Below are 15,607 nucleotides of genomic sequence, written 5' to 3'. Positions count from 1 at the left end.
TGCGAAGGTGGCGGAATTGGTAGACGCGCTAGCTTCAGGTGTTAGTGTCCTTACGGACGTGGGGGTTCAAGTCCCCCCCCTCGCACCAATTATCTTTACTTTCTCTCTTGTTTCTTCCCTGCTTTATCATCCCTGATTCCAGTTTATTATCATCAGCATGACGCCAGAAATAAGCGCCAGGCACGATGGTAGCAATACATAATGCCGTAACTGTTTGTGATACAGCATCACCGGCGTCAATACTAATCCCATCAGAATGACAATCCGCCACTGATCCGGCGATAAATCCGCATACATCAGCCCTGCAATCAGCAATCCCGGCAGCAACACTCCCCAGCCACTGCCCAGCGTACGTTGCAACATGGTTTCATCTCTTTCATTGATAATGATAACCAATATCATATGATAATTTTTATCATTTGCAAGCCAGAGAAATCCCTTGCTATCGGGTAAACCTATCGCTAGGATTAGCAATCATTATCATTTAGATTACCATCACGATTATGACCTATCGTTCCGCACCGCTTCCTGAAGATGTCATCTGGCGAACGCATCTCCAGCCGCAGGATGCTGGGCTTGCACAAGCCGTACGTGCGACGATCGCCAAACATCGTGAGCATTTGCTGGAGTTTATCCGTCTGGATGAACCCGCCCCGCTTAACGCCATGACGCTGGCGCAATGGTCATCACCGAATGCGCTAAGTTCTCTACTGGCGGTCTATTCCGATCATATCTACCGCAACCAACCGATGATGATCCGCGAGAACAAGCCGCTGATCTCGTTGTGGGCACAATGGTATATCGGCCTGATGGTGCCACCATTAATGCTGGCGCTGCTGACGCAGGAAAAAGCGTTAGACCTTTCCCCGGAGCATTTCCACGTTGAGTTTCACGAAACCGGACGCGCCGCCTGTTTCTGGGTCGATGTGTGTGAAGATAAAAACGCAACAACGCATTCTCCACAACAGCGAATGGAAACGTTAATCAGCCAGGCACTTGTCCCGGTAGTGCAGGCATTAGAAGCGACTGGAGAGATTAACGGCAAACTCATCTGGAGTAATACCGGCTATTTGATCAACTGGTATCTGACAGAAATGAAGCAGTTGCTTGGCGAGGCGACGGTTGAATCGCTCCGCCATGCCCTCTTTTTTGAGAAAACACTCACCAGCGGCGAAGACAATCCACTCTGGCGTACCGTGGTACTGCGCGACGGCCTGCTGGTGCGCCGAACCTGCTGCCAGCGTTATCGCCTACCGGATGTGCAGCAATGTGGCGATTGTACGCTGAAATGAAAGCACTGCCGGGGAAGTAAACCCGGCATCATGCGGATTAATAGGGATGCAACACATTACTTGCTTCGCAATGCCGCATACATAACAGAATATCTGCGGCCTCCAACAACCCTGCATCAGAACTGACGCCCAGTTTCGACATCACATTAAATTTATGCGCGCGGATCGTTTTGATATTGCGTTTAAGCTGCTCGGCAATTTGTGTCATTGAGTAGCCACGCGACATAAAACGCAATATTTCTCTCTCCGTTGGGCTTAACGTCCGACTTTGGTTAATGTACCACTGATTGTTCAGCCGATCGGTTGCCTGACGCACACCATTTAATGACAGAAATAACTCCTGATGAAAAACTTCCAGCGTCGATGCTTTACTTAATACTCCGTCCAGTGGTGATGGAGATAATGAACCGATCAACCGTGCTTCAATATCATCATCTGCAATAACCAAACGTCGGGTACGCGGAAATTTAATCGCCAGCTCAGTCAGGCAAGATAATCCTTCTCTACGCTCACTTCTCATGGCAGAAAAAGAAAAAATGACCGCCGCAAACGAGAACCGCGACATGGCATCCTGAAACGACTCCTGGCTGGTATAGGTGTGGAGCTTATAAGGGTTACCCGCAAACTTTCTGAATAAACTCTCAATACCGATACTGCTCATGACGCATTTTTCTATAAGTGCGACATTTCTCTTCTTAATTCGGTTGTGTTCCATTCTGCGGCATCTCCATAAACAGAAGGCAAGTTAAGTTCTCTTGCACCCTGCGCGCTATTTATCCATGCATACATCTCAGCATTGCTGTGAATTGCCAGCCGACGCATCGCACTGTTTTTTTGTGCGCTGATAGTTTTATTACTTTTCTTGAGCAATGAAGCTATCTGGTTGATGCCCCATCCTTTGCCTAACAGCCGCAGTACCTTGCGCTCTGAAAGGGTCAGAATGACGGTGCGATAGCTAAAATCCTGAGTTTCAGTCATTACCGGAGAGGTCAGCATGGCGCTGATACGATCCGCATACGCATTGCCGGAACGAACGGTCTTAACCAGATTCTCAATGGGTTCGACATCGGACAGTAACGTCGCTGTTGGGCACATAAGCAGTTCTACTGCCGGGGAGTACCAGGCACGCGAAACCATGAAAACCCAATGTATTTCCCGGTATTGTGAGATCAATGAATAGTAATGTTCACAAACGGAACGCGGGTCTTCCGTTTCGCCGGATAAATCGGCAATCACTAACCCAGCACGACGTAATTGTAATAAGGTCAACTCCTCCGCAGAGGCGCTACTCGTTATTTCATATTCAGGTAGATGGGTCCTCATGACCTCTTTTAATCCTGCCTGCATAACGGGTATTTTACTGATAACAATTCCATTTTTGCAGCATCCTGGCAACATATATCCTCCATATCCACTCTCTATAAATCATGATGGTTTAATCAGGATATTCATCCCTCAAATGACTCCAACAAATTAATAGATCTAGCGAATAAATTATCCTTAGCATTCACTTTCATATCAGTTTACCCCTGACATACCAAAAATCCTTTGTATGTTTCAGGAGGCTAGCATCAAATAATAACCTGGTAAAATACCTCTGACACATTTAAAATATCTAAATTATGTTGTTAGAAATACTTAATCAAAAACCGCAAATCCAATCAGTTTACGATATCATTCAAAATAATGACCAAAGGCAAAATACAAGACCTTTAGTCCGAAAGAACAACAAAAAAAGCAATAAAAACTGAAAGATATTTCTTATCCAGATTCGAAAAATTGATTTCTCCTGCTATTAGCCAAACAAGTAAAAACAAAACTATAAATTCATTTCAGTGATAATATTCATGAGGATATTTATTTGACCTCCGACGCGGATCGCTTCCTGTGACCATAACCAGAATTAATCAGCGCAATTTTGATCTTAACCAACCCCAAAACAACCGCGCTTCATGATACAAATGGGGTCTCATTATTTGAACAATACGCAGCACGTCTATGACAAAGGGCGAGTTATGCAAACTGAGCAACAGCGAGCCGTAACACGGCTATGTATCCAGTGCGGATTATTTCTTTTGCAGCACGGGGCGGAAAGTGCGCTGGTGGATGAGCTTTCTTCACGACTTGGGCGTGCGCTGGGGATGGACTGCGTTGAAAGCTCCATCTCTTCCAACGCAATTGTGCTGACCACCATTAAAGATGGTCAATGTTTAACCTCGACACGTAAAAATCAGGATCGCGGCATTAATATGCATGTGGTTACTGAAGTACAGCACATTGTGATTCTGGCGGAACATAAATTGCTGGATTGCAAAGGTGTGGAGAAGCGTTTTAGTCAAATACATCCTCTGCGCTATCCGCGTTGGCTGGTAGCCCTGATGGTTGGACTTTCTTGCGCCTGTTTCTGCAAACTGAATAACGGTGGCTGGGACGGCGCGCTGATTACGTTCTTTGCCAGCATGATCGCCATGTACATCCGCCAACTGCTGGCACAACGCCATCTTCACCCGCAGATAAACTTTTGCCTCACCGCATTTGCCGCCACCACGATTTCCGGCCTCCTTTTACAACTTCCGACATTCAGTCATACGCCTACCATAGCGATGGCGGCCAGCGTTCTGTTGCTGGTGCCGGGCTTTCCGTTGATTAATGCCGTCGCCGATATGTTTAAAGGCCACATCAATACCGGGCTGGCACGCTGGGCAATTGCCAGCCTGTTGACGTTGGCTACCTGCGTTGGCGTGGTGATGGCACTGACGATTTGGGGACTACGCGGATGGGTATGATCGAATTTCTCATAGCGTTGGTGCAGGATATGATCCTCGCGGCAATTCCTGCGGTCGGATTTGCGATGGTATTCAATGTTCCGGTTCGGGCGTTACGCTGGTGTGCGCTGCTTGGCGCGATTGGTCATGGTTCACGAATGATCTTAATGACTACCGGGCTGAATATTGAGTGGTCAACCTTTATGGCATCTATGCTGGTCGGCACCATTGGTATTCAATGGTCGCGCTGGTATCTGGCGCATCCAAAAGTATTTACCGTGGCGGCTGTTATCCCCATGTTCCCTGGCATTTCTGCTTATACAGCAATGATTTCAGCTGTAAAAATCAGTCAGTTAGGTTATAGCGAGCCGTTGATGATTACCCTGTTAACCAACTTTCTTACGGCATCATCAATTGTTGGTGCATTATCCATCGGTCTTTCCATTCCTGGATTATGGTTGTACCGCAAGCGCCCTCGCGTATAAAATTGCCTCGCTTAAAGCACACGGATGAGAGACAGCCTCCTTTCATCCGTGTGTTACTATAAAAGTAATCTCCCTTCTCGTTCATCGTTCCATATTGAGAAACAGTATGTCTTCCAGAGTTTTGACCCCGGACGTCGTTGGTATTGACGCCCTGGTACACGATCACCAGACCGTTCTGGCAAAAGCTGAAGGCGGAATGGTTGCCGTATTTGCTAACAACGCTCCGGCGTTTTATGCCGTCACGCCCGCGCGTCTTGCTGAACTGCTGGCGCTGGAAGAAAAGCTGGCACGTCCGGGAAGCGATGTCGCTCTGGACGATCAACTCTATCAGGAACCGCAAACTGCCCCCGTTGCCGTACCGATGGGAAAATTTGCCATGTACCCAGACTGGCGACCCGATGCCGACTTCACTCGCCAGGCCGCGTTGTGGGGCGTGGCACTAAGAGAGCCCGCTACCGCCGAAGAACTGGCCTCATTCATTGCCTACTGGCAGGCGGAAGGCAAAGTCTTTCACCATGTACAGTGGCAGCAAAAACTTGCGCGCAGTCTGCAAATTGGTCGCGCCAGCAACGGCGGCCTGGCCAAACGAGATGTGAACACGGTCAGCGAACCTGACAGCCAAATTCCACCAGGATTCAGAGGTTAACGATGAAAAACGTTGGCGACCTGATGCAACGCCTGCAAAAAATGATGCCTGCCCATATCAAACCCGCCTTCAAAACGGGTGAAGAACTTCTGGCGTGGCAGAAAGAACAAGGGGCGCTCCGCTCCGCCGCTCTGGAGCGCGAGAATCGGGCGATGAAAATGCAGCGCACCTTTAACCGCTCCGGCATTCGTCCGCTGCATCAGAACTGTTCCTTTGAGAACTATCGTGTTGAATGCGAAGGGCAGATGAATGCGTTGAGCAAAGCGCGTCAGTATGTCGAAGAGTTCGACGGCAACATCGCCAGCTTTATCTTTTCTGGCAAGCCGGGCACCGGTAAAAACCATTTGGCGGCGGCAATCTGCAACGAACTACTGCTGCGCGGCAAATCGGTATTGATTATTACTGTTGCCGATATTATGTCGGCGATGAAAGATACCTTCAAAAATAGCGGTGCCAGTGAAGAACAACTGCTCAACGATCTGAGCAACGTTGATCTACTGGTGATCGACGAGATCGGCGTGCAGACCGAATCTAAATACGAAAAAGTGATCATCAATCAGATCGTCGATCGTCGCTCTTCTTCCAAGCGCCCAACCGGAATGCTGACAAACAGCAATGTGGAGGAAATGACGAAGTTGCTGGGCGAGCGTGTTATGGATCGTATGCGCCTGGGTAACAGTCTGTGGGTGATCTTCAACTGGGACAGTTATCGTAGTCGGGTAACGGGTAAAGAGTATTAATCCCCATTCCCGGCGTTATACTGCGACAAAATTCCACCTTGAGTAATGATGATGAAAACTGTTAAACACCTTCTGTGCTGTGCAATTACCGCCAGCGCATTAATTTCCGCCGGGGTGAATGCCGCTTCCTGGAAAGATGCGCTCTCCAGCGCCGCCAGCGAGTTAGGCAATCAAAACACCACACAGGAAGGCGGCTGGTCGCTCGCTTCATTAACTAACCTGCTTAGTAGCGGCAATCAGGCATTAAGCGCAGATAACATGAACAATGCCGCAGGCATTCTGCAATACTGCGCGAAGCAAAAGCTGGCTTCGGTGACCGATGCGGAAAACATCAAAAACCAGGTACTGGAGAAGCTGGGTCTGAACAGCGAAGAGCAGAAAGAAGACACCAACTATCTGGACGGCATTCAGGGTTTGCTGAAAACCAAAGATGGCCAGCAGCTTAATCTGGATAACATCGGTACGACTCCGCTGGCGGAGAAAGTGAAAACCAAAGCCTGCGATCTGGTATTAAAGCAAGGTCTGAACTTTATCTCTTGATCCGCATAACGCCGCGTTTTAGCTGTTAATCGGCTGGCGCGGCAATCCCCTTCTCTTTTTCCCACTTCTGACGCTTTCATCCCCTGCTATGCGGGAAACAACCTCGATCAAAAAAGTCTGTTTATAAACTAATTCCTAACAACATCGCATTTTTTTGACACTAGAATTGCAGCAATATGGCAGCGCCATTACATTGTGTTTCTCAAAAAATCTTAAGCATCGGCTACACAGCCTGGTTTAGTGAGGATCGCCCGTTGTCAGAACTACTCTCATTTGCCTTGTTTCTCGCCTCTGTGCTGATCTACGCATGGAAAGCGGGACGTAACACCTGGTGGTTTGCCGCCACGTTAACGGTGTTAGGGTTATTTGTCGTTTTAAATATTACCCTGTTTGCCAGCGACTATTTTACTGGCGATGGTATTAACGACGCGGTTCTCTATACCTTAACCAACAGCCTGACCGGTGCAGGCGTCAGCAAATATATCCTGCCAGGTATTGGCATTGCACTGGCACTGGCAGTCGTTTTCGGTGCACTGGGCTGGATCCTGCGCCGCCGACGTCATCATCCGCACCATTTTGGTTACAGCCTTTTGGCGCTCTTGCTGGCACTAGGTTCTGTCGATGCCAGCCCGGCGTTTCGTCAGATAACAGAACTGGTGAAATCCCAGTCGCGCGACGGCGATCCGGACTTTGCGGCTTATTATAAAGAACCGTCGAAAACCATTCCTGACCCGAAACTCAACCTGGTTTATATCTACGGAGAAAGCCTCGAACGCACCTATTTTGACAACGATGCTTTCCCGGATCTCACGCCTGAACTGGGCGCGCTGAAAAATGAAAGTCTGGATTTCAGCCACACGCAGCAGTTGCCGGGAACGGACTACACGATTGCGGGCATGGTGGCTTCCCAGTGTGGTATTCCGCTTTTTGCTCCATTTGAAGGCAACGCTTCTGCATCCGTTTCCAGCTTCTTCCCGCAGAACATCTGTCTGGGCGATATCCTGAAAAACTCGGGTTATCAGAACTATTTCGTACAGGGAGCCAATCTGCGTTTTGCCGGTAAAGATGTGTTCCTGAAATCACACGGCTTCGACCATTTGTACGGCTCGGAAGAACTAAAAAGCGTGGTCGCAGACCCGCATTATCGCAACGACTGGGGATTCTACGACGATACCGTGCTGGATGAAGCATGGAAAAAATTTGAAGAGCTTTCCCGCTCTGGTCAGCGGTTCTCACTGTTTACCCTGACGGTCGATACCCATCACCCGGATGGTTTTATCTCTCGTACCTGTAATCGCAAAAAATATGATTTTGACGGAAAACCGAACCAGTCATTCAGCGCGGTAAGTTGCAGCCAGGAGAACATCGCGACGTTTATCAACAAAATCAAAGCGTCACCGTGGTTTAAAGATACCGTCATCGTCGTCTCTTCTGACCATTTAGCGATGAATAACACGGCGTGGAAATACCTCAATAAGCAGGATCGCAATAACCTGTTTTTTGTCATCCGTGGCGACAAACCGCAGCAAGAGACGCTGGCAGTGAAGCGCAACACGATGGATAACGGCGCTACGGTACTGGATATCCTTGGTGGTGATAATTTTATCGGCCTCGGACGCAGTAGCCTTTCTGGTCAGTCAATGTCAGAAGTGTTCCTGAACATGAAAGAGAAAGTACTGGCGTGGAAGCCGGATATCATTCGTCTGTGGAAATTCCCCACCGAGATAAAAGAATTTACCATCAATCAGAATAAAAACATGATCGCCTTCTCGGGTAGTCATTTCCGTTTGCCGCTGCTGCTGCGGGTTTCAGACAAACGAGTGGAACCGCTGCCAGAAAGTGAATACTCCGCACCACTGCGTTTCCAACTGGCCGATTTCGCCCCACGTGATAATTTCATCTGGGTTGACCGCTGCTACAAAATGGGGCAGTTGTGGGCGCCGGAACTGGCGCTTTCTACCGACTGGTGTGTTTCACAGGGGCAACTTGGCGGGCAACAAACTGTGCAGCATGTCGATAAGCCAGAATGGAAAGGTAAAACGGCATTTAAGGACACGGTCATCGACATGGCACGCTACAAAGGCAATGTCGATACACTGAAGATTGTCGATAACGATATTCGCTACAAAGCAGACAGTTTCATCTTTAACGTCGCGGGTGCGCCGGAAGAGGTGAAACAGTTTAGCGGGATTTCCCGTCCGGAGTCGTGGGGTCGCTGGTCTAATGCACAGCTTGGCGATGAAGTGAAAATCGAGTACAAGCATCCGCTGCCGAAGAAATTTGATCTGGTGATTACCGCCAAAGCCTACGGTAATAACGCCAGCCGCCCCATTCCGGTACGCGTTGGCAATGAAGAACAAACCATTGTGCTGGGCAACGAAGTGACCACCACTACGCTGCATTTCGATAACCCAACCGATGCCGACACCCTGGTGATTGTGCCGCCGGAACCCGTCGCAACCAACGAAGGGAATATTCTCGGTCACTCGCCGCGTAAACTCGGTATCGGGATGGTGGAAATTAAAGTGGTGGCGCGTGAAGGGTAAACACTGACGGATTTACAGGTCGGATAAGACGCGTAAACGTCTTATCCGACCAACAAAACATTATTGATAAATAAAAATAGTGTCCAACACTGCATAGCCACTTTACCAGTCACTCATTATCAGAAAGTAACCACACCCTTAATCAACTCACGATTGTTAATCACATCGCGCTCATAGGTTTCTGCCAGCGTGGCGAACGGATAGCGATGGGTTAACATCATGCCGGCAGTGATCTTCCCTTCCGCCATCAGTCGCCAGACTTTCGCAAAATCTTCCGGCGTAGCGTTACGGCTGCCCATTATTGTGGCCTCTTTTTTGTGGAATTCTGGATCAGAGATTTGCAAATCGCCTTTAAACAGGCCGACAAAGACTACCGTGCCACCGTGGCGAATCAGATTAACAGTGTTATTCATCGCATGTTGATTACCTGTCGCGTCGATCACTTTCTGCGCCAGAGAGCCGCCAAATTGCGCGCGTAGTTGGTCATCAAAATCTTCTGCGAACGGATCAAGAACGGGCAGCTCCAGATGCCTTATCACATGCTCACGCCGCGCCGGGCTGGTATCCACCACCACCACCTGTGCGCCATCAACTTTAGCAATTGCCGCCGCGCCGAGACCGATTGGCCCCGCCCCAATCACCAGCACCTGCTCGCCAGGCGCAACTGCCGCGCGGCGCACCGCATGAGCACTAATGGCGAAGGGTTCAATCAACGCTGCCGCCTGTGGGTCGATGCCGTCTGCGGGCAAAATGTTCGCCTCTGGCACGCTTAAATACTCACTAAAACCGCCATCCTGATGCACCCCTATGACCGAAATGCTTTCACAGCAGTTGGTGCGACCACTTTTACACGCCGGGCATTGCTGACAGGCGATATAAGGGATCACTGCAACTTGCTGGCCATTTTTGAGATCAGCAATATCTTTACCTAATTCAACAATCTCTCCACATATTTCATGGCCTAACACGCGTGGATAACTAAAAAATGGTTGATTTCCACCCCAGGCATGAATATCAGTACCACAAATTCCGACAGACTTAATCTTTATCAATACTTCATCGCCACCGGGAATTGGCATTTCATATTGTTTCCAGACTAATTCTTTCGGTTTCTGGCAAATTAATGTATTTATCTTAGGCATAATTCTGCTCTCCATTTTTTGTTGTCTTAGATATCAATGAAAATGAAAAATGCCAGTGAAATAGAAAATCTATTTTGTGAAAATACACGCATAAAAATGTTTTAAATCGGGTTTTAATAGCGCGACAAGGAGAAAAATATGAGTCGCTCACAAAATTTACGCCATAATGTGGTTAACCAGTTTATTGATGAGATGGTATGTGGTCATATCCCTTCCCCACTCCCATCGCAAAGCTCACTAGCGGAAATGTACAACGTCAGTCGCACCACGGTGCGTCATGTTCTCAGCCACTTACGCGAATGCGGTGTCCTGACGCAGGTCGGGAATGACCACGTCATCACGCGTAAACCTGATCACAACGATGGTTTTGCCTGTCCCGCAGCTTCGATAAGCGAGCAAGACAAAGTATTTGAGCAGTTTTTTTTCACGATGATAAATCAGCGTCAGTTATTGCCTGGTGAAACTTTTTCTGAGCTGCAACTGGCGCGAGCGGCAGGTGTCAGCTCGATTACGGCAAGAAAATATCTTTTAAAATTATGGTGCTATAACCTCACCCAAAGCGAAAAACGCGGTCAGTGGAGGATAAAGCATTTCGATCAATCCTACGCCGAGCAGCTTTTTGAACTGCGCGAAATGTTGGAAACGCGCTCAATCCAGCGTTTTCTCACCCTGCCTGATAATGATCCGCGCTGGTTTCAGGTGAAAACCATGCTCGAACGCCACCGAATGCTGCGTAACAACATCGGCAGTAATTTTCACACGTTCTCGCAACTGGACAGAGAGTTCCATTCCTTATTGCTTTCAGCCACTGACAATATCTTTTTCAATCAATCCATTGATATTATCTCCGTCATCTTTCATTTCCACTATCAATGGGACGAAAACGATCGCCGGCAGCGCAATATCATAGCCATAGATGAGCATATGACTATTCTCAGTGCTTTGGTTTGCCGCAGCTATGTGGATGCTACGCTTGCACTACGTAACCATTTGAATTCAGCTAAACAAGCGATGATTCGTTCCATCAAGAAGAACAAGCGGTACGTTTATTAAATACAGATTAAAAACAGCAAACTATTAGTTTGTGCACGGTTTTATCAAAATATAAACACCCGAAATTTCCGACTTACCTATGCTCGCAACCAGTCGACTATAAATGTTTTCTTGTGAGCGGTAGTGAAATCCTAAAGATTTCATCTGCCATTAATATTAACCCTGCGCAATACATAATTACGCAAATAATTAATATATTATAGATACAGGAGTTCGGCGTGGAAAAAGAAAATATTACCCTCGATCCGCAATCTTCCTTTCGCTCAACGTCGTCGGTAGATATCCCCGTGCCACCAAATGGATTAATTCAACGCAGTACACGAATTAAACACATTCAAACCACCGCCATGTTGTTATTATTTATTGCTGCGGTAATAAATTTTCTCGATCGCAGTTCGCTGTCGGTGGCGAATGTAACTATTCGTGGAGAACTGGGGTTAAACGCCACCGAGATGGGCGCTTTACTCTCCGTGTTCTCGCTCTCTTACGGGATTGCGCAATTGCCAGCAGGCGCACTGCTGGATCGCAAAGGTTCACGTCTGATGTTGGGACTAGGGATGCTAGTCTGGTCGCTATTCCAGGCAATGTCTGGCATGGTACACAGCTTTACGCAGTTCGTGCTGGTACGTATTGGTATGGGGATCGGTGAGGCTCCCATGAACCCGTGCGGTGTTAAAGTGATTAACGACTGGTTCAACATCAAAGAACGTGGACGTCCGATGGGCTTTTTTAACGCAGCCGCCATCATTGGTGTTGCCATAAGCCCGCCGATTCTGGCAGCGATAATGCTGGCCATCGGCTGGCGTGGGATGTTTATAACCATCGGATCACTGGGTATTTTTCTCGCCATCGCCTGGTTTATGCTCTATCGCAACCGCGAGCAGGTAGTGCTGACCGCCGTTGAACAAACCTATCTCAACGCCGGTAGTGTCAATACCCGCCGCGACCCACTCACTTTTGCCGAATGGCGCAGCCTGTTTCGTAACCGCACAATGTGGGGAATGATGCTCGGTTTCAGTGGTATCAACTATGCGGCATGGCTGTACATTGCCTGGTTGCCGGGTTACCTGCAAACAGCCTATCACCTGGATTTAAAAAGCACGGGCTTGATGGCGGCAATACCTTTCCTGTTCGGTGGGATCGGGATGCTACTCAACGGATATGTGACCGACTGGCTGGTCAAAGGAGGGATGAAGCCGATTAAGAACCGTAAGCTCTGTATTATTACCGGGATGTTCAGTTCAGCCGCCTTTACTCTGATAGTACCGCAAGCGACAACCCCCATGAGCGCGGTTCTGCTGATTGGCATGGCGTTGTTCTGCCTTCACTTTGCCAGTACATCCTGCTGGGGACTGGTTCACGTAGCGGTCGCTTCTCGCATGACCGCGTCAGTGGGCAGTATCCAGAACTTTGCCAGCTTCATCTGCGCCTCATTAGCGCCGATTATTACCGGTTTTATTGTCGATACCACTCACTCATTCCGTCTGGCGCTACTCATCTGCGGTTGCGTCACCGCAGCAGGCGCGCTGGCGTACATCTTCATGGTACATCAACCCATTAGCGATCCGCATAAAGAGTAATCTCCCCTTGCCCGATAAGTCATCGCTTATCGGGCATTTTTTGTGGCAATTAAAACGTTTCCCAGTTATCCCCGCTATCAGCCACTACCGCTTTACGCGACACCATCGGTGCCACCGTTTTTACCGCCAACGCTTCGCGCTGACGCTGTTGCTCTTGCTGAATACGAAATACAGCCACAGCTTCAGTCAGGCGGCTGGCCTGCTCTTCCAGCGCGGCGGCAGCAGCGGCAGACTCTTCCACCAGCGCAGCGTTCTGTTGTGTTACCCGGTCCATCTCGACAACCGCTAAGCCAACCTGATCGATACCGCGACTCTGCTCATCTGAAGCGGAGGCAATTTCGCCCATGATATCGGTCACACGGGTCACGGCGCTGACAATCTCCGCCATAGTTTCCCCGGCGCTTTCGACGAGTGTCGATCCGACATCCACTTTGCCAACCGAATCTTCTATCAGGCTTTTAATTTCACGCGCCGCCTGGGCGCTACGCTGAGCCAGATTACGCACTTCTCCCGCGACCACCGCAAAACCACGACCTTGTTCACCCGCGCGTGCTGCTTCGACTGCCGCATTCAAGGCCAGAATATTCGTCTGGAAAGCAATGCCGTCGATGACACTGATAATATCGGCAATTTTCTGCGAGCTTGTGGAAATATCGCGCATGGTTTGTACCACGCTATCGACCACATTACCGCCACGTTGTGCCGTTTCGGAAGCACTTAACGCCAGATGGCTTGCCTGTCGCGCGTTCTCGGCATTCTGTTTCACTGTCGCAGTCAATTGCTCCATGCTGGCTGCCGTCTCTTCTAACGAAGCGGCTTGTTGCTCAGTGCGTGAAGAGAGATCGTTATTACCGGTAGCGATTTCGCTGGCTCCGCTATAGATGGCATTAGCACCATTACGCACATCACCCACGGTACGTACCAGTTCACTTTGCATATGGCGCAAACTCTCTGCCAGTTGCCCCACTTCATTAGAGCCGTCTACCTCGATCGGTTTCACCAGATCACCGCCAGCAATATGACGAATGTTGTCGATCAGGCGATTCATCGGCGCCACCAGCGACGTTTTAATACCAAACCAGACGGCGAAGATAACCGCCAGTACGACAATCAGCACACCCGCCAGCACCCACATTGCCTGGTTAAAGGCAGCATTATTATCGGTGACGGCGATGTCATAGAGACGATCGTTTTGCTGCATGTACGCCATATACTGCTTCTCGAAACCGTCCTGATATCCCTGAGTAGGTTGGTCAAAAAACTCGTTGATTTTGCCCGCCCCTAACAACTGGATCAGCTCCGCCAGTGCATTGTGATAGATATCGTAATTACGTTTGATCTCCGTGGCAGCCGCTGTGCTCTGATGCAAGTCTCGCGGTAATGCTTCGTAATCTGCCCAGTTTTTTTCCGCTTGTTTCAGCGAAATAGTGGCACTCTGCATCAGCTCGGCGACGGTCGAACCGCTGCCAATATTGTTCTGATCCATCATGTAGCGGATACCCGCACGGTTGAGGGTGTTACGCGTCTGCAACAACGCAACCCAACTGCCATTTAGCGTAGATTGCTGCTGGCGAATGGTTTGTAAGACGGAGAGATTTTCTTTGTCCTTTTTTAAAGCGTTAAAGAACAGGCTGCCTGATGTCAGTTGCAAAAGGCCGAAAACGGCCAAAACCAGCAGTAAGCTGGTCACGATCCTGATACGTTTTAACATGGTTTCTCTTTTCCTGTTGACCGATAGCAGGATTTTCGGCCTGGAATGAGAAAACTTTATAGGTAGCGACCTGAAACTGGTTAAATTTACCTCACTTTTTTATTTTTGTTCAAAAATACAATAACCACTCATTGATACATTTTTCTTTCTTATTTTTTTCACACTAACTGTATCTGTTTTGAACGAAATATGTTCTATATGTGAATTTTTAAGAAAGGACGTCTGAAATGTTAAACCGTGACTTCGATCATCTCTCAACGCTATTACATCTCTTTTTTGAACGTGAGGATATTTGTCAAAAACTTAATATTATTGACCAAAACAATATCACTGGTTGGGAAGTGTGGCTTCAGGTTGAATTTGCCAATATGCTCTGCTCAACAGGCCATGAATGGTGGCGAGAACAAACACTTTGCTGTGATAAGCGCAGAAATCCCGTGCGCCCCACACTCCGCACAGATTTCTTATTACGTAAAAAAGGCTGGACGCAAGATAGCTATATCGCACTTGAAATAAAACAAAACAGAGACGCGACTAGTTGTGTTAAAAATATGATCGCAGACTTAGAGAAAAGTGCCAAAATTAAACGTTCTGAACTTGATTTGCGTAGTTTCTGGACCCTGGGCATCACCCCCATGATAGACAAGGAAAGACTGGATTATCTCATCGACAGTTATTTAGATGAGAAATTTTACCTTACTAAATCTCGTAAAAAACACGTTTTACTTAAAGAAATAAATAACACACCATATTGCTATATTGTTATTTAATATTTATAGCGTGAATATAATTTTTATATGAGTAACACAACCGAGGGCTAAAAATCGCTTCGGTTGTGATCAATATCACATAAATAGCCTTCATAAACCTCGCCCAATACCGCTCAACTGCAAAACTGACCGCTTACGTCCCTAATATAACCACTCAGTTATTTACCTTACTTTACGCGCGCGTAACTCTGGCAACATCACTGCAGGATAGCGGTCAATTTACCTCCTCAAACGCAACGCAAACCTAGAACGGCTTCGGCCTATGATTAACAAATTACTCTATGGATTTTGGTTTGCAGGAAGGCAGCAAGTGAGTGAATCCCAGGAAGCTTACAAC

15 protein-coding genes and 1 tRNA gene are annotated in these 15,607 nt (G+C 48.2%); 11 read left to right on the top strand and 5 right to left on the bottom strand.

What is annotated here, in order from left to right:
* Position 1: 1 nt before the first annotated feature.
* A tRNA-Leu gene (locus WC5_RS11990) sits at positions 2–88 on the top strand.
* 38 nt (positions 89–126) lie between these two features.
* Here the strand turns inward: WC5_RS11990 and WC5_RS11995 are convergent.
* Complete coding sequence (locus tag WC5_RS11995; RefSeq protein ID WP_016231568.1) at positions 127–363, bottom strand: DUF1435 domain-containing protein; 237 nt, start codon at positions 361–363, stop codon at positions 127–129.
* 140 nt (positions 364–503) lie between these two features.
* Between WC5_RS11995 and fhuF the strand changes: the two genes are divergently transcribed.
* A complete protein-coding gene (fhuF, locus tag WC5_RS12000) occupies positions 504–1,292 on the top strand; it encodes a siderophore-iron reductase FhuF (protein WP_000222382.1) in 789 nt (262 codons plus the stop codon).
* 37 nt (positions 1,293–1,329) lie between these two features.
* Here fhuF and bglJ read toward each other — a convergent pair whose 3' ends face one another.
* Positions 1,330–2,007 (bottom strand): DNA-binding transcriptional activator BglJ, encoded by a 678-nt coding sequence (gene bglJ, locus WC5_RS12005; RefSeq protein WP_016159441.1) that lies wholly within the window; start codon positions 2,005–2,007, stop codon positions 1,330–1,332.
* A complete protein-coding gene (locus WC5_RS12010) occupies positions 1,965–2,690 on the bottom strand; it encodes a helix-turn-helix domain-containing protein (RefSeq protein ID WP_000936646.1) in 726 nt (241 codons plus the stop codon). Before WC5_RS12010 ends, bglJ begins: the two co-directional genes overlap by 43 nt.
* 617 nt (positions 2,691–3,307) lie before the next feature.
* Here WC5_RS12010 and WC5_RS12015 point away from each other — a divergent pair.
* From WC5_RS12015 to opgB, 6 genes are all read left to right on the top strand, one after another.
* Positions 3,308–4,078, top strand: coding sequence for a threonine/serine exporter family protein (locus WC5_RS12015; protein ID WP_010351504.1), 771 nt, complete (start codon positions 3,308–3,310; stop codon positions 4,076–4,078).
* A complete protein-coding gene (locus WC5_RS12020) occupies positions 4,069–4,542 on the top strand; it encodes a threonine/serine exporter (protein WP_000525340.1) in 474 nt (157 codons plus the stop codon). Before WC5_RS12015 ends, WC5_RS12020 begins: the two co-directional genes overlap by 10 nt.
* Before the next feature lie 106 nt (positions 4,543–4,648).
* The gene (gene dnaT, locus WC5_RS12025; RefSeq protein WP_010351507.1) at positions 4,649–5,188 is read left to right on the top strand and encodes a primosomal protein DnaT; all 540 of its coding nucleotides are present in this window, start codon (positions 4,649–4,651) and stop codon (positions 5,186–5,188) included.
* A 2-nt stretch (positions 5,189–5,190) separates the two neighbouring features.
* Positions 5,191–5,928 (top strand): replicative helicase loader DnaC, encoded by a 738-nt coding sequence (gene dnaC / locus WC5_RS12030; protein ID WP_000799917.1) that lies wholly within the window; start codon positions 5,191–5,193, stop codon positions 5,926–5,928.
* 48 nt (positions 5,929–5,976) lie between these two features.
* A complete protein-coding gene (gene yjjA / locus WC5_RS12035; protein ID WP_016231567.1) occupies positions 5,977–6,468 on the top strand; it encodes a DUF2501 domain-containing protein YjjA in 492 nt (163 codons plus the stop codon).
* A 254-nt stretch (positions 6,469–6,722) separates the two neighbouring features.
* Positions 6,723–9,014, top strand: a complete 2,292-nt coding sequence (gene opgB, locus WC5_RS12040; protein ID WP_024191056.1) for a phosphatidylglycerol--membrane-oligosaccharide glycerophosphotransferase — start codon at positions 6,723–6,725, stop codon at positions 9,012–9,014.
* Between the two features lie 119 nt (positions 9,015–9,133).
* On the opposite strand, the gene WC5_RS12045 is transcribed toward opgB, so the two are convergent.
* On the bottom strand, positions 9,134–10,156 hold the full coding sequence (locus WC5_RS12045; RefSeq protein ID WP_001124255.1) for a zinc-binding alcohol dehydrogenase family protein: 1,023 nt from the start codon (positions 10,154–10,156) through the stop codon (positions 9,134–9,136).
* 138 nt (positions 10,157–10,294) lie between these two features.
* On the opposite strand from WC5_RS12045, the gene WC5_RS12050 reads away from it, so the two are divergent.
* Together WC5_RS12050 and WC5_RS12055 are read left to right on the top strand one after the other, a co-directional pair.
* Positions 10,295–11,209, top strand: a complete 915-nt coding sequence (locus WC5_RS12050) for a GntR family transcriptional regulator (protein ID WP_000091592.1) — start codon at positions 10,295–10,297, stop codon at positions 11,207–11,209.
* Between the two features lie 218 nt (positions 11,210–11,427).
* Positions 11,428–12,789 (top strand): MFS transporter, encoded by a 1,362-nt coding sequence (locus tag WC5_RS12055; RefSeq protein WP_000410122.1) that lies wholly within the window; start codon positions 11,428–11,430, stop codon positions 12,787–12,789.
* Positions 12,790–12,838: 49 nt separating this feature from the next.
* On the opposite strand, the gene tsr is transcribed toward WC5_RS12055, so the two are convergent.
* Entirely contained in the window at positions 12,839–14,500 is a 1,662-nt protein-coding gene (gene tsr, locus WC5_RS12060) for a methyl-accepting chemotaxis protein (protein ID WP_000919637.1), read from the bottom strand.
* 227 nt (positions 14,501–14,727) lie between these two features.
* On the opposite strand from tsr, the gene WC5_RS12065 reads away from it, so the two are divergent.
* Positions 14,728–15,270, top strand: a complete 543-nt coding sequence (locus WC5_RS12065) for a hypothetical protein (RefSeq protein ID WP_000934394.1) — start codon at positions 14,728–14,730, stop codon at positions 15,268–15,270.
* The last annotated feature ends 337 nt before the right edge of the window (positions 15,271–15,607 follow it).

Origin of the sequence: Escherichia sp. KTE114 (assembly GCF_000407765.1) — a bacterium.
Lineage (GTDB): Bacteria > Pseudomonadota > Gammaproteobacteria > Enterobacterales > Enterobacteriaceae > Escherichia > Escherichia ruysiae.
This window is presented reverse-complemented; position numbering and strand designations above follow the sequence as displayed.